Below are 22787 nucleotides of genomic sequence, written 5' to 3' on the forward strand. Positions count from 1 at the left end.
GTCAGGAAGAATATGCCCTCAGTAACGGTAGCGGGGAGTTGCCAGGGGCATAATATTGATACGGTAACCGATCACTGACATTCCTTGTAATATACTGAATAATATAAATTTACGCTAAATGTATTCCTTCCTGTGCCGATAATTAAAGGGTCAGGAGGGAAGGGTTATGAACGATTTTCATATTTTAAGTCTTTGTGTTCAGAATAAGGATGTGGTAGGCGCCATGCGTGTGCTGCGGGATAAATCAGAGTTTGCGGCACGCATAATTCTGGAAAAATTAAAGGTTCGCGTGACGTCACAGACAGGCAGGGCTTTCTGGCATCATGTTCAGGACTGGCTGCTGATGGCGTGCCGTCAGGAGAATACACCGAATGAGTCACACGGTTCCCAGCCTTCTTCGCCCCCTTCAGACACTAGGGCAGATCAGTCCTGCTGCCCTGGATATGGTCAAAGTGCTGGCACTGATCGCCATGCTGGCCGACCACATCAACACCCTGTTCCTGACGCCCGGCAACCTGCTTTTGTATGCGGCTGGCCGGATGGCCTTCCCCCTGTTCACGCTTATCTGGGCGATGAACGTGCAGCGCACACCGGAACGGCTCCAGGTGAGGGCAAACCGTCTGTGGAGATGGGCCGTCATAACCCAGCCTGTATTCAGCCTGGCTTTTGCGCATCACCATCCGTGGTGGGCACTGAACATTCTTTTCGTGTTCGCAGGTGTCACGCAACTGCTTGCCCTACAGTACAGGTACGGAAAAAAAGGGCTGATGGCTGGCGTACTGCTGCTGGTCGTCCTGGTCTGGCCGCTGAGCCCGGCCAGTTATGGCCTGGCGGGTATGGTTCTGGCCACCGGCATGGTCATAGCAACGGGCGGGCAGACGTCTGCCGTGCAGCGCACGGGGGTTATCGTGTCCGGGCTGTCACTGTGCTGTCTGAACGGGGTATCACACCTGCTGAGTCTGCCGGCAGACACGCTGCTGTTCGCCACCCTCCCCACACTGGTTTTCCCCATTATGGCCATTTACCTGAGCATTCAGTTGTGCCCGGAGGGCTGCCCGCGCTTTATGCCCCGGCATTTTTTCTACATCGCCTATGCCGGCCATCTGCTGGTTCTGCTCATCCTGATGCAACTCTGGTGAGAGAGCCACCGTTTACGGGGCGTCAGCGTGGCCCCGGAATTCTGCGTCCCTGCTCCAGCAAATCAATGGCCAGTTGCAGATAAAGCACCTGGTCCGGCGCCCATTTGCCGGTTTCGGCAATCTCATTTCGCAGCACAGTGACGATATTTCCACTGGTGGAATCGTGTCCTGTCTCCACAAGTGAAAAAACGATGCTGCCCACGACCTGGCACATTTCTTCATGCTGGCGCAGGAACGCTTCTGTGAATAGTCCATCCTGTTTTCTCCACTGCGAATCTGTTCAAAATTACGGCGCATGCTCTTTATGCCGCGTAGCGGCATGGAGACGCCAGCAGAAGTCACACTGAGAGCAGTCGGTGGGAGGCGTCGTGACCGGCGCAGCCGTTACGGATTGATAGTTTCTGCCTTGCCCACCCCATTCCCTGCAAAGCCAAACCCACTAAAAGCTACTCCGGTTGATGATTTGCGCCGTCGGAGTGGTCACGACAAGGCATGGCCGAAGTCGGGGCGTATCTCCGCGTTAGCGGGCCGTCAGGGCCGCTTACGGGCGTGTACGGAAAGCTGTCAGCAGCACCACCCACAGCGACACTGAATTCTAGTTACAACATCCCTTACAAAGCGGGGGGTGTTCCGGCCCTTTGGGCCGGGGCGGCGTCGGTTTGGCAGGGGTAAGGGGTGTGCACTGGGGTGGCTTTTTGCGCCACCGGGGCCCGGCGCTTGGCGACGGGAGGTACTTTTGTTTTTTTTCTGAGCGCGCGGCCGGGGGCCGCTGCATGCGAAGGCATTACCGGTTTTCCCCGTTATCCACAGAAGTTATGCAGTGAACAGGAGGTATCTTTTGTGAATATAAGTAAAGGGTGAAACCCTGAATATTTTGCAGGTATCTGAATGTCAGTTGCAGGTAATCCTTTTTCCCTGTTTGCGGATATATGTGGATAAACGGACCGGTATGGCATCCCCTACGGGAAATCACGCAGGCTGTTGCAGGAAAAGGGATACATTCACGGGGCTGGTGTTCAGAAAACAGGCAGGGATAATGTCGGGATGTGAGAAGGCCTCCGCCGTCAGGCGGATAAACCAGAAAAGGGGTCAGTGCGGCGGGGAAGCGCCCGGAATGGCCAGGTCGACCAGTTCCAGCTGGTACAGCTGTGACCAGACCATTTTCTCAAACTGGCGGGGCGTCAGGTGCTGCGTCCGGCCCTTCAGACTGCGCCAGAGCTGCTCTGACACCTGGCGCTTGCGTTCATCAAAAGGCAGGTCAGACAGTTTCTGACGCATTTTACCTTCGATGGCCCGGGTCCGGCGGCTGAGAAGGGTCTGATGCCGGCAGCGTTCGTACCAGCGGCGACGGGCGGCTTTCAGGGACAGGGTTTCGCCGGGCTTCAGCTGGCCATCGTCGATGGCCTGAAGACGCATCTCCTGCTCCGCGCGCAGCCTGTCCATGTTCACCCCGGTCAGCTGCCAGCCTGCGTCAGTGATAATGACGTGTTTCGGAAAACGGCAGCCGTTCACGCAGTCCCATTCCGCCGGCGGGCATTCGACCACCCCAAAGCGCTCCAGTTCGTGGATCAGGCGCGAAACGCGTGACGTTGTCACAGCCTGCTCCGCAATGATGTGGTCATCCGCATCCCGCGGGCTGAGCGCGGCCGCCAGGGCGGAGACATTGATGGTCACCACACTGGTGGCCAGATCGACTTTGTTGATGAACAGGATGAACAGCGCATCCAGCAGTTGCCGGCGCTCCGGACGGAATGCCCGCCGGCGGCCGGCAGTATTACGCAGGAACACAAAGACGGGATCGGCAGAAACCCGGCGGCGCACCACCCACTGACCGGTGGTTTTATCCCGGCTCATCAGGTTACGCAGGGCACGACCGTGCTCCCGGCTTAAGGGTTTGTAGTGCGACGGCCGGATATAGACCGGGGCCGGGCATTTACAGGCCGTGGAATGAAGGCCACGGGCACGCCTGTCGGCGCGGGGGATCAGTATTTCATTCACGCCGGCCTGTTCTTATGGCGGCCGGGTGTTGTTTTCTATGGTGCATGCGTTATAATCCTTCACAGGCCACGCGCCTGCTTTTGGACCCCCTGATATCTGATGATTCCGCCAAGTTTCGTACAGATTTCGGGGGGTTTGTGCATTCAGGCTCCGGGAACTCCCCGTCACCTGCTCCTGAGCGTCTTTCCGGACACGCTCCCGTCCATGTTCCTGCTTCCGGAAGTCCGCATTTCTTCCGAAAAACGTTCTGCCACCTGCCAGCCTCACCACAAAGCCGCCCACATAAACTGGGGTCAGGTCACAAAACTAAACTGAATCAACAGACTGCCCCACCACAAGACACCTGAAGACGCTGACATTCTACCTTCTCACACCTGAATTTGCCATACGAAATGATCCCGGATCATGGTGGGATACCGCAGGATCGACAGCAAAGAAAAGGGACAGACGGGAAAGAGAAAACATCGCAGCGCCCGCCGCAGGGTCAGACCTCTGGTCTGACTGAGGAAGCGCCAGGGCGCAAAGGCCGGCCCGGGCAGGAACGCACCGGGGCCACCTGACAGCAATTTCTGGCGGGAAAAGGCTGTCAGTCCCATTACCGGTACGTGACCGGGGCTGTCACTGACTCAGCTGCGCGGGCAGCCGCCGGTACTCTGTAAGGCAAGAAATTCAGCGGTCATTGTCTGCAGCGCCTGACTGTCACGGTTTCTCAGCAGCGGAATACCGGCCTGGCGCATGACCTCATTCAGCAGGATATCGCGCCGGCGACGGCTTTTTTTCAGGTGCGAGGCATCATCCAGCTCCAGCGCGGCCACAATCCGGAATGACAGCCGGTCCACGATGACCACATCACAGTGCCACCTGGACACCAGGCTGAACAGTTTCCACCACGCCCGGCTGCGCGCCCTGACGCGGGGGGCTATCTGCACAATATCGGCCACCCGCACCTGCGGACACAGATACCAGCGATTCATGTCCACGGTGCGGAACAGTCCCTGCATAAAATTCACTTCCCGGTCCGTCATCAGGTGTGCCTGACGCGCCAGGAATACGCCGCCGGCGATGAGATGCTCTGTTTCTCCCGGCCGGATGCCCGCCTCCCTCAGTGTTCTGATGAACGGAGACTGAGGGCTGTTCGCTTTTATCACGCGGAAAAATAGCGCCAGCATGACCATCAGCGGGAGGATAAACCACAGAATGGTTGTATTCACGGGTGCTCTCCTTCGCCGGCGGATGTGGTGTTCCCGGGCACGGTCCGCAGCTCCGGGTGGTCAGCAGGGACGCTCAGGGAGAACCCGGCGGAGAACAGCCAGCCGTCCAGCGTGACCCGGTTTTCAGGTTCGTCAGGCGCACACAGCGTAATGCTTTGCGCTGTAACGTCTGTGATTTCAAAGTTTTCCTCCGAAAGAATGCGGATAAGGTCATCACGTGAACGGATAATGCCCTGCCCCACCAGGTTTCTTAGCGCTCTTTTTAAAATTGCGCAGGCTTCTTCGTTTTCTTTCTGACTGTCTCGGTTGTCTTCTGACATGCTCTTTCCTTATCTGACCGGACCGTTGTGCCCCCGGGCGACACGGTCCCTGGCCTGTGTCATGCGGCCGGCTGGCCGCGCCTGATGATTACGGTTTCGGATTACCCGCGGCGGTATTAATTGCCCTCTGCAGGGTATCTGCGCGGGTAAGTCCGGGGATGACGGTCACCCTGCCGGCACGGGCCCCGGCAGAAGGAAGTACCACCAGGGCAGGCGTCCCGCTGAAGCCCAGTTGCTGCGCCAGCGTCTGAATTCCGTCCAGCGTGCCCTGTACATCAGCCGCCTGCCCGGCGTCGAAATTCACGGCGGTTGCCGCCGCACGGATATCGTCATCCGTCAGCCGGCCCTCGTTATGGCCGGTGGCATACAGTGTGTTGTGATAGTGAAGCCAGGCATCAGCCCCTTTCTGCAACCATATCTGCAGCCCGGTTTTCGCTGCACGCCCGGATTCCGGCCAGCGCGTCTCAAATATCGGGAGTGCCTTGAACACAAAACGCACGTCCGGGTTGGCCGCCATGACTTTCTGGAGCACCGGAGCCAGTCGGGCACAGTAGATACACTGGTAATCGAAGAATTCGACGACCGTCACCTGCGCATCAGCGGGACCATACGACGGGGTGCCTTTATCATCCAGCAGTGCCCCCTGATGCTCAGCGACAGCCGCCGTCATGGCCTGCATCTGCCTTTCCTGCTGCTGTTCCTGCAGTTTCTGGCTGACGTTAACCAGTACCTCCGGATGGGCGACGAGGTAGTCTGCGGCCACTTCGCCAATTCTGGCCTCCTGCGCCGGTGTGAACACCGGCTGAGGGGTTGCTGCGCGTGCTGTCGGACCAGAAATGATGAATGTTGTAACTATTATTGAGGCTAAAACTGTTCTGCTTGTGCTTTTCATTTGCATATGCCTGATTTCATTGTGGTAGAGGCTGGATTAACGTTCTTTCTGGATGGTACGGCTGAGGGTCTGTTCTTCGTGTTCCGGCATCCGGCCACGTTCCTGCGTGTCTGTCTGCCGTGCTATATCCCGCTCATTACGGGCAAGTTCAGTCACCTGACGGGAGACACCGGAAACCTCAGCAACGCGTCCCGCATCGTGCTCCTTATCGGTACGTCGTATTCTTGCGAAATCACTGTCAGAGTTTCCCTCTCCGCCCGCAATCCTTCTGAGTGTATTCTGGTCCGGTTCAGGCTCACCCTGTTGCCCCTGCATATCGTTAAAAGAGGCTCTGACATTCAATTCCTCTTCGGCGGGGAAAACAATCCTGCCAGGTATCTGTTCCGCTGTTTCGCTGCCTGCTTTTGCTGCGCTGATGGCCAGATTTTGTTCTGCGTGACGACGCTCTGCTTCCTGTTCTTTTACCGTACTGATGTCCACCGGGGGGCTCTCTTCATTCCGTAAATTGTCCGTCCCGGGCAGGGCAATTTCGCTGTCTCTCTGGCTGATGATTTGCACTCTGCTTTCTTCGACCTCCCGACGTTCGCCACCACTGATTTTGAGCAACTGAGCCGCCACGGATTCATCCCCGGTCTGCCACACCACACCGTCCTGCGGATGAGTACGGACAGCGTCGAGCGCGGCGGCCAGTTCACCGACCACACGGGTGTGACCCGACCGGCTTCGCTGCAGCAGCGCCCCGCGCCCCCGCTCACTCATCACCATCCGGGTGTCACCCTGCGTCAGTCTCCCCTCCGGGCTGGCAACCAGTGAGACCAGTGCCAGACCGGCACCTTTACCGTTGTTGTCGTAAACAGGCAGGGCCAGTGCGGGCTCCGGGAAGCGTCGCGTCGCCGGGATAATTTTCGCCGTCAGCGACGTCTCCTGCATTCCCTGATGCCGCAGCCAGGCCCGCCCGATGGCGGTCTTACTGACGGGCTGCCCCATTGACCAGATGGCTTTCGCCTGTTTACGCTGCGTCTCCGGGGCCAGCGCATCATGGGCCGTTTTGATATCACGTTCCGGGGTTTTCACCGCCCGGACCCAGTCCGCTTTCCCGTCGGTATAAATCTGCACATGCTCCTTCACTCGCGATGCGGAAATATAGAAGGCCCGACGAGTGGCCAGCATCTTACGCCCGGCGTCCGTACCCTCAAGTGAAATAACGTAATCCGTGCTCGCCCCCTGTGCGCCGTAGCCCGTCACCGCCCAGCCATAGTCGATATGCTGCTGAGCACGGACCGCCTTCGGGTTAATGATGATGCGGCCTTTTTCTGACGTCAGGCGGATATCCCCTGATTCGCTGACAGACTCCACGGTATAACGCTGGTTACCGGTCTGTCCCTGCTCGCGGTCCGTGAGCGTAAATTTCAGCAGGTCACCGGCCCGGACTTCCCTCTCCTCGCGCTGAAACAACTGTACATCGCCGGTGATAAGCTCCTTCGGTGAATACAGCCCGATATTGCCCTCTTCATCACGGACGGTGACCGTGCTGCCGTGCCGATCTACAGCCAGCACATCCTGATAGCGGTCGCCACGTTTCACCACCATTCCCGCCTGCCAGGCCTGCGTCTGGTTGAATTCATGGCGGGTGTGGGTGATTTTCTCCAGCACCGGCACCCTGACCGCCAGCCCCCCCAGCTCGCCCCGCGCGGTCAGCGTGTCATGAATGCCGGCATTCACCGCCCGGCGGTCAGCGTTCAGCTGCGTGATGATAAGGGTCCGCGCCCGCGCATCCACGGTCCGGCCTGTCCAGTCCGCCACAATATCGCCCACCGGCGTGGCCGTTTCCTGAAATGCACTGGCCGGGACCGGCACGCCAGCCTCACGTGCCACACGGTCAGCGGGCTGCGCTTCTATACGATTCAGGGCCGCATCGATACGGTTATCGATAATGTCATGCACCGCCCCCCGCAGGTGAACATCCTTCTGACGCACGATTTGCTTCATGATGGCCACATCCATCGGGCTGCGCTCCTGCATCAGCTTAAACGGTGCCCCGGAATCGACTGACTCAAACTGGTCAATATCCCCCATCGAGACTGCGCGGCCCTCCCCGGCAGCAATGGCCTGAAACAGGGCGGCCGTGTCCTGGTTACCCACCATCGAGGACTCATCGATGAGAAACACCTGGCCCCGGTAGTCAGGTTTTTCACCGCCTGCAGTGGCCTGTTCATACTCCACAATAAAGGATTTAATGGTCTGCGCCCGGACGCCAACGTCGCTCATCTCTTTCACCGCCTGATGTGTCGGGGCAAGTCCCGTCAGCTGCGGTCGTACATCTGACGGCAGCGTATCGAGTGCCGCGACCACCGCCTTCATCTGCGTAGTTTTCCCCACCCCGGCATAACCCTGAATCCCGATAAACTGGTCCGTGGTACCGAGCACCAGGGTGGTGGACTGTTTCTGCCCCTCTGTCAGCCCGTTCAGCACCACATCGGGAACCTGATCCAGTAGCGGAAGCTGGGTGTTTTTACCCTCCTCCACCGTGCGCAGAATGGCTTTTTCCATCTCCCACGTTGAGCGGGCAATCAACAGTGGCTCCCCCCGGACCGACACACGCAGCAGTTCCCCGGCCTTTACCATTGCGGCAATTTCATGCTCTGTCTGCTCAATGTCAGGATGGTATTTCCCTGCAGCCTCCGTGAGCGCCAGTTCGCTGAACGCCACGCTGCGCTGGTCATTCACCGCACGCCAGACGGCCAGGCTGGCATCGGTCCGCACGCCGTCGTGCAGGCTTCCGACCGCCTCACTCACATCCTCTTTTCCACTGAGGCTGCGCACCAGTTGCACGGGGGAGACGTTAGTCTTCATTCGCTGCAGGCGGGCTTCAGCCCGGTCCTGCACTTCGGCGGTAAACACCTCCGCGCGATGCCCGCTCTGTGCCAGTGAGTTCATGGTCTGCGATGAAATATCCCGGCTGTTGAGCGCTGCCAGGACCACGCCCCGGTCGTTATCACGCCCCCCCGGGGCGCTGACGTAGGCATGCGTGACATACAGGGGCCGGTCTTTCGGGAGAGTCAGTGTGTCGGTACCGCGCGTGACCTGGATACCCTTCTCACTGATGCCAGTGACCCCGAGGCGGTCTTTTGCCTTAAGCCCATGCTCCCGGTCGCCGGCAACGGCTATCAGCCGCTCCCCACTGGCGACGTTCAGCGTCTCACGGTTAAAGAGACGCCAGTCGGCGGTGACATCGCTGATTTTCATCCGGGTCAGGACGCCGTCACCGTCAATCAGGGACAGTATGCGCGTGTCCTCATGGACACGGTCGATAACAAATGAATGGCGTTCTTTCGCGTCGCTGCGGTTCTCGAGCACCATGCCCGGACGGTACGAGCCCGGCATACGCCGGGTCTTACTGTCGAGCCACACCGGGGAACGGGCCTCAATGCTGATGCCGTTGCGCTCCAGCTGCCCGGCATTCTGCAGCGCATCCCGTATCAGGCCGGTGAGGTGGGCCTGTTCACGTTTACCAACCACCACGGCGGTGACGTTTTCATCCCCGCCGCTCAGGTCCGCGAATCGGGTGGCCAGCGCCTCATAGCGGTCACGTTTGTTGGCAATACTCACCACGTCAGCCTCCAGCCCCGGTGCCGGTTCGGTGCGGCGGGAGCGCGTCACGCCGGCAGACTCCAGCACCGACATGGCGTTGCCATTCGCCTGACGACCGGCGCTGTCGAGAAAGACCAGCTGCGCATCCTGCGCCCGGGCCTCGCCCAGCAGAACCAGCGTTTCCTTCAGCCCCAGACGTTCAGCCCCTTCAATAATCAGCGTGCTCTGCGGTTTCAGCTGGAATTCACCGCTCAGCACATGCTGCCGGCTGATGATCCGCTCCCGGAGGTCATCGGATTTGGCCAGCGAAATGGCGCGTTCGGCAGAACTGGCCAGCACCCGGACGTCGCGACCGCTGGCCGTGGAGATACCGGTCAGCTGTGTGGTCAGATCCCGGATACCGGCCACGCCGGACGGGGCATTCATCAGGACCAGCGGGTCAGTCTCCACGACCGCCAGCGCCGGCGGCGCATACTGCTGTGGTCGGGTAAAGCTGACCACCTGCGTGGATTTCAGGTGGTCCTGGCTCAGCGCCTGAATGGAGAGTTCGTCCAGCAGGTGGATGCGGGAAGTGAACACGCCTTTCTCGCTGTCCAGCGGCACAAGCATACCGTCCTTCAGGGACGCGTCGATGGCCTGGCGAATGACATTCATGTCCGGCAACTGTTCACTCAGTTCGGCGGTCGTCAGCATCAACTCCCCGAAGGTGAAGCGGGTCCGGCTGTCGCTCAGCTGCGAGATGGCCATTTTCACGGCGTCCTTCACTTCCGGCGCCAGTTCCGGCACCTGTCTGGACGGCATGGCTTTTGACCGCTGAACGGACGGGACGTCCGGTGCCGCCTGTACCGGGCTACTGTGAGTCTGCTGCGCATCAGGCTGCCGGGACCGGGAGCCTGCAGATCCCTGGCTGTGTTCAGCAGGAACACCGGTTTTCTCTTCCCCTTTGGCAGAATGTTCAGGTAGTTCAGGTGCCCCGCTTCCCAGTACCTCCGGCGCTGACGGCTCCGGCTCCCGGCGTCCGTCCCGCATCGTATCCTCGCGCGGTACCACGCTTTCCTGATAGGCCTTTAAATCGTAGCCTTTATCCTTCATCTGACCGAGCCACCGTTCCATCAGGCGCAGGCGGGACGGATCAACCTTCGCCCGGCGGGTGTCTTTTGCCGCTACATCGCGGCTGCGCAATGTGGCTTCTGCGCCGATAGCCCCCTGAATCTCCCGGCCGCGCGATGAAAACTCTTCCCGGACCTCTTCCGGCACGCCCTTTATCTCCCACATGCCATGCTTGCCCACTTCCTCCACCTCATGGCCCAGCGCCTCCACGCGCTCACGCAGTGCGCTGCGGTAGATTTTGCCGAGCGTGACCTGCATTTTCATCACCGTTTCGATAAAACCGGCATTGTGGATGTAGTCGGTGGCCAGCGCTTTCCACTTCCCGTCCTGCTCTGTCATATTGGCCACCAGAAGGTGAGTGTGCAGCTGGGGATCAAGGTTTCGCGAGGTGTCGTGGGTGAAGGCCGCGGCCACCATTTTACCGGTGTGCACGATGGAGGTGACGCCGTCTTTCGTATCCCGGGCCGAAATCAGTTTCTCCACATACCCTGCCGCAATACGGACAGCATGGTTATGGGCTTCCAGCATTGCCTTATCCCCTCCGATAAGTGCCAGGATGGAGACACTTTTGGGGGCAGAGAAGGTCAGGTCATGACCGGGACGATGAACATGGTTGCCATTAATCTCTTTACCGAGACGTGACCCGTCCGGCAGACGGCCTTCCAGCACTGCCGTCAGGTCAGCGCCCCGGACCTGTCCGTCCAGACCCAGCGCATCCGCGCCTTCGCCCATCCAGAGGCTCTGCAGGTTGCCGAGAAAATAATAGTTATCGGAATTGCTGTAATAGCCGGCAGCATCCGCTGCCGACGCAATGGGGGCCACTGACATCATAGTTCAGGCTCTCTGTCGTAGTAATGGTGATCGTTCTCGTCGTACCCCGGGTCGTCTGCATCGCGATGACGGAGAATGTTTTCTTCGTCCCGGGCCAGCAGGCGGTTCGTCCGGTGTTCCTCATCCGGCCTGTCCGGTGACACCGGTTTTCCGGCCGTCGTCACGGTCAGTTCCCCGTCTGGCCGGACGGTCACCTGCATATCCAGGTTCATGGACTCACCGCCTGCCCCCCCGTCTTCCTGCGGACCTGCACCTGTAACAGCAGGGCGCTGGCGGGCCCTGTGCAACATACTCAGGCCGGATGTGGTTGGCGGTTCGGGCTCAGGATGGCGATGGCGGAGTGCACGCAGTGCTGCCGGTAATGCAACATGCTGTCCGTCAGGTGCCGGAACAGAGGGTTCCGGTGAAACCGTTGCCACAGTGGTGGATGCAGGTAAAGTGCCCGGGGCTGGTACGGGAATATCTGCATGATTCTTTTCTGCTGAGTAAGAGGGCTTCACTGCACTTTTGCTAACAACTGGCGGGGTGATGACCGGTGACGTCTGGCGATCTGACTCCGGAGCCTGGACAGGTTCAGGCAGTATGGTCTTTTTCACCTCCACGACCACGGGCTGCGGAGCCGTCCCCGCTGTGGCAGTGGCAGCTGCTGCGCCAGAGCCTGCGCCTTCCAGCACCTCGTCCCCGGTCGGGAAGGTCAGCCCTGCAGCAGAGGCTGCACGCTCATTTTCCTGAATCACCTTCTCGAGTTCCGGGCTCAGCACATCGCGGATATTCCGCGCCATCAGGCCGGGGTGATGCTTCTTCACCTTCCGGTATTTCAGCTTCAGGCGGACAACCGGGTATTCACCGGGCAGACGAACATAAAAGCTCAGGTTCGGCAGACGCATGACCTGGTCATAATCGACAATCGGATCGTTAACCTCGTCCTTGCCCAGCGACACCCCGTCACGAACCTGGTCCAGACCGTAACTGTTTTGTTCGCGGATTTTTCGTTTACGCTGATGCCCCAGTTCATCCTCAACCACTTTGGCCATCTCCGCACTCGGGGAACGGCCATACATGCGGGTGTTCATCAGGTCAAAGATACTTCTGGCCAGTTCCCGACCATAAACGTGGATCATCTGCGCCGTGTTCTGCATGCCCAGCACAAAACAGCCGCCGAATTTACGGGCTTCGGCAATCGTTTCAGCCAGCTCGGGGATACGCTGCAGACTGGGAATTTCGTCACAGATAAACCACACCCGCCGGTCACTGTTCTCCCCCATACTTTGCAGATACAGGGTGGACAGCGATAACCAGAGGGATATCAGGGGACGGACGCTTTTACGGTGCCGGGCCTGCGTCGAAATAAACAGCCAGCTGTTGTCATAGCGCTCCTGGGTCATCCATTCCCGGATGGTAAACGGAGGCTTCGTCCCGTCATCCAGTCCCTGCAGGTAGCGCAGTGCTTTGGCGTAGTTGGTCACCACGGAGCGGATCGAGATGGCCGTTTTCTCAATTTTCTCTTCGACCAGGTTAGCCGACGGGGTGTTGGCCAGATAATCACGCAGACTTTTCATGCTGAGTGACAGCAACGTTTTGAGGAACTTCTCAATGCTGCGGTCCGGGTCGGCAGACATTCGTATGGCGAGGTCAGCAAAAATAGTGCGCGAACTGGACACCCAGAAGGGGTCAGACTCCCCTTCCACGGGGATCAGACTCGCTGACAGGTTGTCATAATCCACCGCATCCACACATTCCCCCCACATATGCCAGTTAGCACAACGTTCATCGTGGGCATTGAGAATGAAATCGGTGTCGGGGTTATAGTGTGTCTCGGTAAACGTACAGCCTGAGTCATAGATAATGGCGCGGTCACCGCGTTTCCGGATGAAGTCCAGCAGCCAGCGGATCAGTGTCGATTTACCCACACCGATGGTGCCGTGAATCAGGAAGTTCATCACCTCGGCCATTCTGACCATATGCAGTTCGCCCACGCGCAAGTCGGACAGTTCGCCGTTCTTACGCAGCAGCCTGTTCACCTCGGCAGGTTTTTCTGTCAGCTGCATACCCGAAATGTACTGGTCTTCGCTCTCCCTGCGCCCGATGCCGGCAATGTACCAGGCGATGGCCACGAACACGCTCAGGCTGAACGTACCACTGGCCAGCACTGCCCACTGCAGTTCACTGAACACCTGATCGCCCATTGCCTTCATATACGCATCGCCGTAAATCTGTGGCAGCGTCATTTTCAGAACCATGTGCGTCTGTGTGGGGGCATACCAGTAATGGACGTCATAGATTTTCGGTGTGCCCGTTGCCGGCATGAGGTCGATAAAACTGCTGTTAATACTGGCAAACCACCACAATGAGCCGTTATCAAAGGTATCCTGGGGTATACGCCAGAAGAAGATGGCCGAGGCCAGTACCGCAAACAGAATGAAGATCCAGAATCCTATCCAGTTGTTAACCTGAAAGAACATGCGCCACCGGTAGGCAGTCATCTGCCCACCCTGAGTGAGATTTTTACCAGCGAAGCTCATAGATTTTTGTCCGACAGTCATCGCATCACCAGTGAGGTGATGACGTGGTCTGTGATAAAAAGGGGGGAAACAGGCTGTCGCCGTCGCAGCGACAGAGAACCGGAGAAAAAATATCCGGGTTATTCGATCAGGCTCAGTTCATACTCCGCCTGCAGACATCCGGCCCGCCAGTCTTTTTCATTGACCAGCATTGCCAGAAAACGGACCGATGCGGCCACATCAACATAACCCACGGTATGGCGTTCACAGGCTTCCATGCCCCGGAAAGTGAACACATAGCCTGCCCAGTAGGCTACGGTCGCCATGCGGTGATATTCGGGGAGTGAACCAAAGACGCTCAGAAACGCCTTTGCTCTGACCAGCTCGCTTTCCAGCTGAATGAGCGACCAGAGTTCCTCTGAACAGCCTTCATTCACACAGGGTTTCATTGTGTTATTCCTCATCTGTCAGGCAGATAACCGGGTTCTCAGAGATTTAAGGGCACCGGAAGTAAGACAACGCAGCGCGTATAAGACTGCATCCCCGGCTTTAAGAAGAAATCCGCAGAACCAGGTGCAGAATAAACCACCAGTAAGGCAGAGCAGGAAAGTAGTCAGTGGGAGGAGAACATCCCATTGAGGAAACCCACTGTATTTCAACGCATTCAGGTATGAGAAGAACATTGAGTGTGACAACTGATACTTAATAATGTCAGGGGCGTACATTTCCAGGAGCAGGATTGTCGAGACAATTGTGATTAAGGCGTAAGACAGAACGGACAAGGCAGTGTGGGAGTTGTATGAGTTCATGATGATTGACCTTTGGTTGTTAATAATTCAGCGCTCGCCGCAAACATGACTGCACCTGTGCAGTCATGTGAGGAAGCGAAGTATCACAGGGATAACCACGGGCACTTACGCTCAGGAGCATAAATGCGCTATATTTATGCGCATACATGATGCGCAAAGGATTTAACAATGAAAACGACTATGCGGTCGCGCAAAAGAAGCACCAACATTTCGCTGGATGCCGCCCTGGTGGACGAAGCGAAGATGCTTAACATCAATCTTTCCGCTGCCCTTAACTCTGCGCTTGAACACGTGGTCCGTGCTGAACGTCAGGCCAGATGGCGACAGGAGAATAAAGCGGCTATTGATGCCATGAATCAGTTCACCGCTGAACATAGTATTCCCCGCAGCAGTGCAGGACTGAGCGTGTTTAAATGAATCAGGGAACAGTATTCAGAAAGCTGGATAATCCGGAATACCCGTATTTCCTCATCGCTCAGTCCGATCAACTTATCGATCTCAACACCCGGGTCATTATTCCTTTTGTCCGGTGGCGTCAGTCATTACCCGGGATGAGCAAAATTAATCCCGTTGTTAACATCGATGGTGAGCGATACATTCTGATGACACAGCTGATTCAGACGGTTTATCTTCATGAGCTGGATGAGGAGGATATTCACAGTTACCGCCCTGAGATGAGAGACCTCATCGTCAGCGCGGTAGATTTCCTGACAACGGGAAGTTGAAAGGGGTTACATAATGCCGGCGATGGATTTGGCCAGCTGCGCTTCCAGAACGGGTTTTGCCTCTTCAAATTTGAGGTTAACCTTGTTGGCGTTGGATACCACGCGGGTCTGATATTTTGCCCTGTTTCCCTCTTCTGTGCTGGTCTGCACCTTAACACCGGAGGTTCCCTGCTTCAGGGCAGCAATATTATCCGTCGTAACTTTGGCTTTGCTGCGTTCGGAGATTTGCAGATCAGTCACCATTGTATAGTTAACATCTTCCACCATCGCATCCGCGGCCATACCAATCAGGCCGGTGGCCAGTCCGACACCCAGGGTCGCACCTGCTGAGCTGGAATTGTAGGCAGTGATGCCGGCTCCCAAAGCAGCGCCCATTGCCGCACCTTCATAACCGGTTTTCAGGAATCCCTGGGCTTCACGCAGGTCCATCTTTTCAGCTTTCAGCACATTCGCCTGAATCCAGAAATAAGCACCATCAGGTGAACTGGTGACACGATACCCTTTTGCTGCCAGTTCACTGGTAATTTGAGACTGAAGGCCGGACATGTCTTTGTCAGAGGTATTGCGGATCTGGAGGTAAACCGTTTTCTCAGATGAAGGTTCCAGCCAGATGGTTTCGCTCATCTGCGTTTTAACTTCGAGATTACGCTTTTTCACCGCTGTGGACATGGCGCCACAACCAGACAGTGCCAGGGTGGAGGCAATTAAAGTTACAACGGCATATTGTTTTAATTTCATGTATTTTCCTTTGCATAAAAAAATGTCCTGCTAACGGCGGAGCGCTAACAGGACTGTTATCGGCAGATTAGATGAATATTTTAGGTTTTAAATAATTGGAGTTCGTAACTAAATGTGGAAAAGGGAGTCAATCGCTCCCATTACTCTTAGTAACCACGACTAGGGTCATACGTATTTGAAGGTTCGTTGAAGTTTGTTCCCCATGAGTTCCCATGTATATCCAAACCTGAGATACCTCCGGTCATTGGCATTCCGGAAGAAGGGTTTATAACAGTATCTTGTTTAAAATCAGCGTTGCTTAAATCACTATTAATAGGCTGAACTAATGAATCCGAATCATGACCTAAAAATTGACCCGATGAGATCTCAACCAATGTGAGTTCCTTGCCAAGGATACCAGTTTTATACCCTGACGAACCTGAGTCTTTGAGTTTATAAGTTCCATTATCACGAACTTCGTAGGTGTTGCCTGCATTTTTAATCAGCCCCCAGTTCTTCCTACCAACTGTAAGGATAGCAACTGAGAGCCCCATGACTACAGATATCGACAGATATAAATAAGCTGATTTTTCCCAGAAGAAGTAGAGGCATGACAATTGTAGGAAAATTGAGAATAATGCGCGTCTAACTACTGAGGCTAGTGCTCCCTTATATACACCTTTATCATCAATTTTTTTAAGAAGATAGTACAGTGGTAAGGATATTAATACACCCAATGCATACATACCTGCCAATGCGGCCCAATCTTCGCTGTAATAACCATTATGATATGGAATCACATCATGAATGACTGGTAATACCGCATATATACTGAACACTGGGATGTAAGAGATTCTACACAGATTTGCTCTTAACATTTATCCTCCTAATCGGCCTTTTTCCTCAATTCCAGCAACTGCTCTTCTAGCTTTCTTTTTTCAGCACTATCTATAACTGGCATCTGCTGGTCAATCTCAGCTTCTTTCCGTTGAATTTTAAAATTACTAGATGTACTTAAATGCTCTCCTTTCAGGATATCACTGGATGCCTGAACAGTGGATTGTTTTTTATCAATTTCGCCCGCAGATTTATTCATATTTTGTTCAATTTCAGATCGTTGTCCCGCAACCTGCCGCTGTAGTTCATTCTGCGGGCCAAAACCCTGGCCGGACAGACTGTGTAATCTCATCTCATTCTCTCTGTAAACGTTCTGCATATCATTTCCGGTAACATTCTCCCCTCTGATAACAGTGCCCCCCCGCGAAGGAATGTCACCTGACGAGCCATTTTCACTGGCATGACCCTGAGCCTGATACGGGGCTTCTGTTACATCTGACCCCAAACCAGAATACGGGGCTGAAGTACCAGAAAAGCCGCGATTATTGCCCTCTTCCCGGTCATAATGTTGTTCAGGTTGCCCGGTATAATTCCGGGGTGAAATTCGCGAGCCAGACTGTTCATACTCCTGACTGCTCTGAATTTCTGACGGATACACCCGATCGCGCTGCACATCATAGCCGCCCCCCGGGCTTTCATGACCCTGTCCTGCGGTCTGCGTGTTAGCCGGAGAGTACTGTCCGCCTGCAGTCACCTGGCCTCCGGAATCACCGTTACTCATCGATGGCGTGTGAACGATATGGGCTCCACTGAAGGCAGGATGCTCTGCCCCGCTTTGAAGGTCAGACCGCCCCTGATGGTAATCCCCCATAATTTCAGGTTTGAGACGTTCATTAACGAACTCCATCGCTGCTTCGCGCGCACTTGGGGCACTGGTCAGAATGCCCTGAGCCTTATCACCGTACTTATTCGCAGCCCAGTCCACAAACTCCTGGGTGTAGTTAGTATCGAGACTGGCACTCTGGTTTTGCGCCAGCGTCGCCATCCGGCTGAATTCGTTGCTGTTGGTGGAGCTGGTTGTGTACTGATGATACTGGCTTTGCGCATCATTCAGCGTGGCAGCAAACTGCTGAACATTACTGGTCGCCGCATTCTGCGCATGGCTTGAACCGTCCGTCACACGGCTACTGGTAACCATGTCCATCCCCTGCCTGAAATCGTTAACAGTCTGGCTGTTCTGGTCATGCCGCATATCCTGAGAATGCGACCCCGAGTCCTGAATACCGCGAGAACTCCCTGTTGAATGACGGGTATCAGCGGACAGATTCCCTTCGGCACCCCACTTGGCGACACCAAGATTCACTCCGCCACCAAGAGTTGTTTTTACACCTGCAGACAGGGAACCCTGGTTACTGATATCCATCAGCTTGTTATAGGCCTCCTGAGTGGAAATGTTATTTGCTTTCGCGTAGCTTTCCGCTGCCGACATCATCATGCTGGCACCACGCGTGGCGTTAGCCACCTGGCTGTTCTCACTGCCCTGCGTCAGACTGTCGCTGGTACCGGTCTGGTTTGACACCTGCGAAAGCTGTGACCAGCCACTGGTGACACTGTGGTTATAGCCATCCAGCGCGGTCTGCGCCTGAACCTGCGACTGCCGCGCGGACTCCTGGAACCCGCTGCTGGCCAGCTGGCTGAGCCGCATATTCACCGGCAGGTTTGACATCGCCCCTGAACCATCTATCACCGTGTGACCACCGGCAGTCATCGTCTGCGAGGAACCATTATCAGCCTGCCAGGTCTGCTGGCCCTGACGTTGCACCAGGTTGGTATCCATCTTGTTCTGGTTAACATTGTCCATCGACATGTTGTTAAACGACCAGTTCCCGTCTGCCGTGGTTGATGACACGCCGGCTGCCGTGAACGCCGCCGAGCTGAGCATTCCGCCCGCCACCTGGGAACCTATGACTGCGGCCCCCCGGGTCAGGTAATACGACAGTACCGGTATTGAGAGCGACAGATAACCGGCCAGATTCGCCACATCAGAATGCTGGAGTGCCACAATATCCCGGTTGGCCAGGACCAGAAGTGTCCCGCCGGTCTTTGACTGCAGCCAGTAGTTCGAGGCGTAGTTGAGGATCGCAAACATGATGGGCCACATCTGGAAATAGATGAACCCACCCACATAGATCTTCAGTGTGGTCAGGCCGAAGAGACTGTGGCTGGTTGCTGCCAGCGCTATCATCAGCGGGAACAGACACACCAGGATCAGCATCAACAGTGACTGCGCAAACGGCAGCGTCCTTGTGGCCAGTTCCGTCCCGGATGCCCAACTGAGACGCTGTTTGGTCGCCGCGTTTTCTGTTGCAAGATTCAGCAGGTTGGCTGTATCCGAGGACCGTGCCGCAAATCCTTTTATCCCCTGGCGCACTGCCGTGTTGGTGATGTTGTTCTTCATGATTTGCGCCGCACTCATCCCCCCGGCATAGAAGTAACCATAACTGTCTCCCATGGCATTCGCGAGCAGGGTCGCCCCGTTGACCTTGTTGCCAAATATCTTCTGTGTCAGCCAGGTGAAGGTGGCGCTCCCCAGGTTCGCTTCAATATTGGCCAGGGTTTTGATTTCCGCTGCCGCCTGCTGGCAGGTCAGAAACTGCCGTGAAGAGGACGTCATTTTAAAAATACCGCGTAACGGACTCGGGTTGCTGGTGATGAGCGTCAGAGGGTCAGTGGAATTCAGCAATTCGTTGATCGAATATTTGCCGTTAAGCAGAATGTCTCCTATCACACAGTTTTCCACATAATCCGGCAGCATCTGTGCCAGTTCAGGATTCTGCGTGGTGAAATCACTGGTTTCGGCCACAATCTGCGAGCCAAACAGCATCCCCGTCCGGCTGTAAGTCACCGAGTCAGGTCTGGCCATCAGGGAGTCGTACAGCGAACTCATCCTGTAGCCGATACTGGTCGACAGCGAGGCAATCCCGGCAAGCCCGACCGGCACATTATCGGTTTTCCAGACCGCGCCCGGGTCAGAGATATCGATAACCTGCACAGAGCGTTTGGGTACCAGCAACACCGTGCTGATAATCATAAAGACAGCCAGCCAGTGCACAAACACCATCGGGTTGTGCTGTTTGATAAACAGGACAAGGGCGGCCAGCACCCCGAAGGTGCTGGCCATGCGCAGAAGTGTACTGAAGGTACTGGAGCCAATGAGGGTGACAATCGCATCCAGCGCTGTTTTCCACATCCCCCCGCCATAGATGGTGTAAATCTCAAGCATCAGCGCACCCCCCAATGGTAATTGCTCTGGTATGAGCCCGAAACGATCGTGGAAACCTGCTGTTGCAGGTACTGCATGTTGCGGTCAATACCATCCAGCGCATTCTGGTCTGCGGCGGACTGCAGTTTCATATCAGCCAGCAGCCCCTGAGCATGAATGACGTTGTCACGCAGCTTCGCGGCGGCTTCCTCCGGGAAGTTCTTTCCGGCCAGTGACATGCTGGCCTGTTTAACCAGCTCCTGCAGATACTGGATCATCAGGTCCTGCGCGATAAAATCGGACACCTGCAACAGATAGGTGGCACTCATTCCCATACTCTGGGCATTGGTCAGGTATTTCAGCACCGGTACCGACGTGGTGTTCACAAACCCTTTTTCCTGGTCGGTCAGCGGCCGGTCATCAACCAGCTTGTTCTGCATGGACAGCATCAGGTTCTTGACCAGTGTGACAAGGGCATGTGACTCGGAGATACTGAGATTAGCCACCACCGGCCCCAGGCACTGTGAGGCTTCATCGCATCCATACACCTTTGCCGTCCCGCCGCGCATCAGCACTTTGATCAGGTCGCGGTTATCAACCAGCGGAGTCAGGATAGTGACGTCGCCGTCCTTGTTAAATATGATGGAGCCGACCGTGCTCATGACCAGCTCTTTCAGAGCCCTGTCACCGCCCAGTAACCCATTTTTACTGAGTGAATCCCAAATGAGATTTTTGTTTTTCAGTACCTGGTCTTTCTCAGCATCACTGGCTTTGCTGGTTACATTGTCGCCCTGTTTCCCGACGGTACACCCCTGACGCGACGCAGCCCAGTCAGCAAATAAGTGGTTTTCTCCGGCGATGTCCTGACAGATTTTTTGCTGGGATACCTGCGTCACCGGCCACAGCCCGCCGATGATGCCCTGTGCCGCCTGACACGAACTCATGTTCATCGAGTTCACATCGCTGGCCAGTTTCTGCAGGAAGTCTTTGGCCTGCTTCAGCTCGGGCACCATTGTCTGCAGTGCCAGATCGAAGGCATATCCGAGGGCGTTACTCATAATCTGTTTGGCAAAGCGCTGGATTTCCTCGCCACTGATCATACTGAAAGCCCCAAGATAGGAATCAATCCCGCCACATCCGGCGTTCAGAGACGGGAGCTGCATCGAGATAAGCTGGACATTTTTCACCGGGTTACGCAGGTAGACTGACCCACCTGAAAAGTAACCGGCCGCCTGTCCCTGCCAGGCCTGTGCCTGGGAGACGTTACCGTTGTAGCCGAGACTGCCAAAAAATCCGTTCAGGTCGCCATTGACGTCGGCCTGTGCCGGGGACACGGACAGACCGGTAAAAAAAATACCGGCAGCGACCGCCAGTGGCTTAATCATTAGCATTCTCCTTTGGTTCAGGCGTCTGTAGCTTCAGCTCCGTTGCTAAAAACGTCTCTGCCAGCCTGCCGACGGGGAAGCCAGAACATGTTGCGGACACAGGCAACGTCAAGCTGGATGAAAGCCAGACGCGCCCGGTACGCGATAACGCATACGAATGTGAGGTCATTTTGTAGTCCGGTTGGTTTACTGAGGGGTAGCCTGGCTGCTTGCCGGCATGGGTGGCAGCATTTTCGGGTCAACATTGTCCAGGTCAGCCTGAATGAGACTGGCCATACGGCTTTCAAGGGCGGGAATATCCATCATCCCCTGGGTCAGCGGGTAGGCTTTGAGCGTATTGACGTTCACCATGAACGCCGTTGGTGTGGCAATCGGCAGCCCGTTGCCAAAGAACGTGATAATTTCATCCGCTATGGGAGACGCCGGATCGGTTTTTCGTGGGATCAGCGGTGTGGGAAACGATGTATCACCGCCTCCATCGAGCGTATACGGATAGATTTTTATCTGATGCTGATCGGCCCAGCCTTTAACCAGTGGGTCAAATTTTGCGCTGTACTGGCAGTGAGCCTGCATAAACAACACCACCGCATAGTCCTTCATATTTGCCTGACGACCATCGGGTAACGCCATCAGGCTTTGTGGTGATACGGCGGATTGCGGTCTGGCAGATACCCCGGCCGGAACGTTCGTTTTTGCGGCATCCAGCGCGGCCAGCTCATCACGGACACCTGCGCCGGCCAGCAGAGGAAACATAAGAAGCAGACTAACAGCGAATTTACCGGCCATGCGTCACCTCCCGGGCTCGTCTGGCGAGCCATTTCAGCCGGCATTCGTGCACGGCGGTGATGGCCAGCAAAACAGCCGCCACTGCCCACATCAGATACCCGGCCCACAGCAGCAGGCCCTGGGTGAACGTCACGGACACCGAAATTAACTCACTGAGACACTTCGCCACCATGCCCCACCAGAAAAGCGGAACCAGCCTGACAATACATGATTTCATGATTTCATTTTCCTGAAAACGTTACGGGGAATGGAAACTCCGGGGAACCCGTTGAATAGCAGCCAGATGACCAGCCCCAGCAGGGCGGACGTCAGATACAGGGAGCGTATGGTGCTGTCCGTCTCTTTCTGCCAGCCCATTGCATCCACATGGACAGTCTCCCGGGTGCAGATGACCGGAGGGGCAGGATTTATCTGTCTCACCGTTTCCGCCCCGGCTTCTTCGGGGGGTAACGGCACGACCTGACACATGGACATATTCACTTTTCCTTCCGGAGTATCCGCAACCAGCGTTCTCGCCTCTGAAAGAAAACGACCGGCTATCGACTCGTTGAAGGACAGCATGATGAACAGGACAAACAGCATCAGGGAGGGGGCCGTCACCAGGGAAAAGTAAACGGCACGGCGCAGTGCCCGGGAGGCACGCGCAAAGGCAAATTTATTCACAGGAGTCTCC

The 22787-nt window shown here is 56.1% G+C and carries 19 protein-coding genes; 3 read left to right on the forward strand and 16 right to left on the reverse strand.

Annotation, left to right across the window (positions count from 1 at the left end; all coding sequences use genetic code 11):
* Positions 1-371: 371 nt before the first annotated feature.
* The gene (locus O6D90_RS24955; protein ID WP_159137291.1) at positions 372-1139 is read left to right on the forward strand and encodes a TraX family protein; all 768 of its coding nucleotides are present in this window, start codon (positions 372-374) and stop codon (positions 1137-1139) included.
* A 22-nt stretch (positions 1140-1161) separates the two neighbouring features.
* Here the strand turns inward: O6D90_RS24955 and O6D90_RS24960 are convergent, their stop codons facing one another.
* The 9 genes from O6D90_RS24960 to O6D90_RS25000 form a co-directional block, all read right to left on the reverse strand.
* Positions 1162-1353, reverse strand: a complete 192-nt coding sequence (locus O6D90_RS24960) for a DUF2767 family protein (RefSeq protein WP_159137292.1) — start codon at positions 1351-1353, stop codon at positions 1162-1164.
* 875 nt (positions 1354-2228) lie between these two features.
* Positions 2229-3137 (reverse strand): plasmid replication initiator RepA, encoded by a 909-nt coding sequence (gene repA, locus O6D90_RS24965; protein ID WP_191226011.1) that lies wholly within the window; start codon positions 3135-3137, stop codon positions 2229-2231.
* Positions 3138-3505: 368 nt separating this feature from the next.
* A complete protein-coding gene (locus O6D90_RS24970; RefSeq protein ID WP_159137294.1) occupies positions 3506-3733 on the reverse strand; it encodes a hypothetical protein in 228 nt (75 codons plus the stop codon).
* A gap of 30 nt (positions 3734-3763) precedes the next feature.
* On the reverse strand, positions 3764-4312 hold the full coding sequence (locus O6D90_RS24975) for a DUF2726 domain-containing protein (protein WP_170975984.1): 549 nt from the start codon (positions 4310-4312) through the stop codon (positions 3764-3766).
* A 32-nt stretch (positions 4313-4344) separates the two neighbouring features.
* The gene (locus O6D90_RS24980) at positions 4345-4668 is read right to left on the reverse strand and encodes a hypothetical protein (protein ID WP_137366872.1); all 324 of its coding nucleotides are present in this window, start codon (positions 4666-4668) and stop codon (positions 4345-4347) included.
* A gap of 88 nt (positions 4669-4756) precedes the next feature.
* Positions 4757-5560 carry a DsbA family protein gene (locus tag O6D90_RS24985; RefSeq protein WP_196615871.1) on the reverse strand — a complete coding sequence of 268 codons (804 nt, stop codon included), beginning with the start codon at positions 5558-5560 and terminating at the stop codon, positions 4757-4759.
* A 36-nt stretch (positions 5561-5596) separates the two neighbouring features.
* Entirely contained in the window at positions 5597-11092 is a 5496-nt protein-coding gene (gene traI, locus O6D90_RS24990; protein WP_196615870.1) for a conjugative transfer relaxase/helicase TraI, read from the reverse strand.
* Positions 11089-13614: a type IV conjugative transfer system coupling protein TraD gene (traD, locus tag O6D90_RS24995; protein WP_008324886.1), complete on the reverse strand. Its 2526-nt coding sequence runs from the start codon at positions 13612-13614 to the stop codon at positions 11089-11091. The genes traI and traD overlap by 4 nt, the downstream gene beginning before the upstream one ends.
* Before the next feature lie 119 nt (positions 13615-13733).
* Complete coding sequence (locus O6D90_RS25000; protein WP_008324887.1) at positions 13734-14042, reverse strand: hypothetical protein; 309 nt, start codon at positions 14040-14042, stop codon at positions 13734-13736.
* A 528-nt stretch (positions 14043-14570) separates the two neighbouring features.
* On the opposite strand from O6D90_RS25000, the gene O6D90_RS25005 reads away from it, so the two are divergent.
* Positions 14571-14819, forward strand: coding sequence for a type II toxin-antitoxin system CcdA family antitoxin (locus tag O6D90_RS25005; RefSeq protein ID WP_191608550.1), 249 nt, complete (start codon positions 14571-14573; stop codon positions 14817-14819).
* Positions 14816-15127: a CcdB family protein gene (locus O6D90_RS25010; RefSeq protein WP_159137298.1), complete on the forward strand. Its 312-nt coding sequence runs from the start codon at positions 14816-14818 to the stop codon at positions 15125-15127. Before O6D90_RS25005 ends, O6D90_RS25010 begins: the two co-directional genes overlap by 4 nt.
* Positions 15128-15133: 6 nt before the next feature.
* Here O6D90_RS25010 and traT read toward each other — a convergent pair whose 3' ends face one another.
* The 7 genes from traT to O6D90_RS25045 form a co-directional block, all read right to left on the reverse strand.
* Positions 15134-15865: a conjugal transfer complement resistance protein TraT gene (traT, locus tag O6D90_RS25015; RefSeq protein WP_008324891.1), complete on the reverse strand. Its 732-nt coding sequence runs from the start codon at positions 15863-15865 to the stop codon at positions 15134-15136.
* A gap of 146 nt (positions 15866-16011) precedes the next feature.
* A complete protein-coding gene (locus O6D90_RS25020) occupies positions 16012-16722 on the reverse strand; it encodes a hypothetical protein (protein WP_117343958.1) in 711 nt (236 codons plus the stop codon).
* Between the two features lie 8 nt (positions 16723-16730).
* The gene (gene traG / locus O6D90_RS25025; RefSeq protein ID WP_191219939.1) at positions 16731-19964 is read right to left on the reverse strand and encodes a conjugal transfer mating-pair stabilization protein TraG; all 3234 of its coding nucleotides are present in this window, start codon (positions 19962-19964) and stop codon (positions 16731-16733) included.
* Positions 19964-21328: a conjugal transfer pilus assembly protein TraH gene (gene traH, locus O6D90_RS25030; protein WP_008324895.1), complete on the reverse strand. Its 1365-nt coding sequence runs from the start codon at positions 21326-21328 to the stop codon at positions 19964-19966. Before traH ends, traG begins: the two co-directional genes overlap by 1 nt.
* Before the next feature lie 186 nt (positions 21329-21514).
* On the reverse strand, positions 21515-22114 hold the full coding sequence (gene trbB, locus O6D90_RS25035; RefSeq protein ID WP_008324897.1) for an F-type conjugal transfer protein TrbB: 600 nt from the start codon (positions 22112-22114) through the stop codon (positions 21515-21517).
* On the reverse strand, positions 22104-22331 hold the full coding sequence (locus O6D90_RS25040) for a hypothetical protein (RefSeq protein WP_196615869.1): 228 nt from the start codon (positions 22329-22331) through the stop codon (positions 22104-22106). The genes trbB and O6D90_RS25040 overlap by 11 nt, the downstream gene beginning before the upstream one ends.
* A complete protein-coding gene (locus O6D90_RS25045; RefSeq protein ID WP_196615868.1) occupies positions 22328-22777 on the reverse strand; it encodes a hypothetical protein in 450 nt (149 codons plus the stop codon). Before O6D90_RS25045 ends, O6D90_RS25040 begins: the two co-directional genes overlap by 4 nt.
* Positions 22778-22787 lie beyond the last annotated feature (10 nt).

Source organism: Citrobacter sp. 21OH12SH02A-Citro (assembly GCF_027919895.1).
Lineage (GTDB): Bacteria > Pseudomonadota > Gammaproteobacteria > Enterobacterales > Enterobacteriaceae > Citrobacter > Citrobacter braakii.

Coding starts and splice junctions, on each gene's coding strand:
- O6D90_RS24955 (WP_159137291.1), top strand. CDS start 372: ATGAGTCACACGGTTCCCAGCCTTCTTCGCCCCCTTCAGACACTAGGG.
- O6D90_RS25005 (WP_191608550.1), top strand. CDS start 14,571: ATGAAAACGACTATGCGGTCGCGCAAAAGAAGCACCAACATTTCGCTG.
- O6D90_RS24960 (WP_159137292.1), bottom strand. CDS start 1,353: ATGTGCCAGGTCGTGGGCAGCATCGTTTTTTCACTTGTGGAGACAGGA.
- O6D90_RS25040 (WP_196615869.1), bottom strand. CDS start 22,331: ATGAAATCATGTATTGTCAGGCTGGTTCCGCTTTTCTGGTGGGGCATG.
- O6D90_RS24975 (WP_170975984.1), bottom strand. CDS start 4,312: ATGGTCATGCTGGCGCTATTTTTCCGCGTGATAAAAGCGAACAGCCCT.
- trbB (WP_008324897.1), bottom strand. CDS start 22,114: ATGGCCGGTAAATTCGCTGTTAGTCTGCTTCTTATGTTTCCTCTGCTG.
- traH (WP_008324895.1), bottom strand. CDS start 21,328: ATGATTAAGCCACTGGCGGTCGCTGCCGGTATTTTTTTTACCGGTCTG.
- traI (WP_196615870.1), bottom strand. CDS start 11,092: ATGATGTCAGTGGCCCCCATTGCGTCGGCAGCGGATGCTGCCGGCTAT.
- traD (WP_008324886.1), bottom strand. CDS start 13,614: ATGAGCTTCGCTGGTAAAAATCTCACTCAGGGTGGGCAGATGACTGCC.
- O6D90_RS25000 (WP_008324887.1), bottom strand. CDS start 14,042: ATGAAACCCTGTGTGAATGAAGGCTGTTCAGAGGAACTCTGGTCGCTC.
- traT (WP_008324891.1), bottom strand. CDS start 15,865: ATGAAATTAAAACAATATGCCGTTGTAACTTTAATTGCCTCCACCCTG.
- O6D90_RS25010 (WP_159137298.1), top strand. CDS start 14,816: ATGAATCAGGGAACAGTATTCAGAAAGCTGGATAATCCGGAATACCCG.
- O6D90_RS24980 (WP_137366872.1), bottom strand. CDS start 4,668: ATGTCAGAAGACAACCGAGACAGTCAGAAAGAAAACGAAGAAGCCTGC.
- O6D90_RS24970 (WP_159137294.1), bottom strand. CDS start 3,733: ATGGGACTGACAGCCTTTTCCCGCCAGAAATTGCTGTCAGGTGGCCCC.
- traG (WP_191219939.1), bottom strand. CDS start 19,964: ATGCTTGAGATTTACACCATCTATGGCGGGGGGATGTGGAAAACAGCG.
- O6D90_RS25020 (WP_117343958.1), bottom strand. CDS start 16,722: ATGTTAAGAGCAAATCTGTGTAGAATCTCTTACATCCCAGTGTTCAGT.
- O6D90_RS24985 (WP_196615871.1), bottom strand. CDS start 5,560: ATGAAAAGCACAAGCAGAACAGTTTTAGCCTCAATAATAGTTACAACA.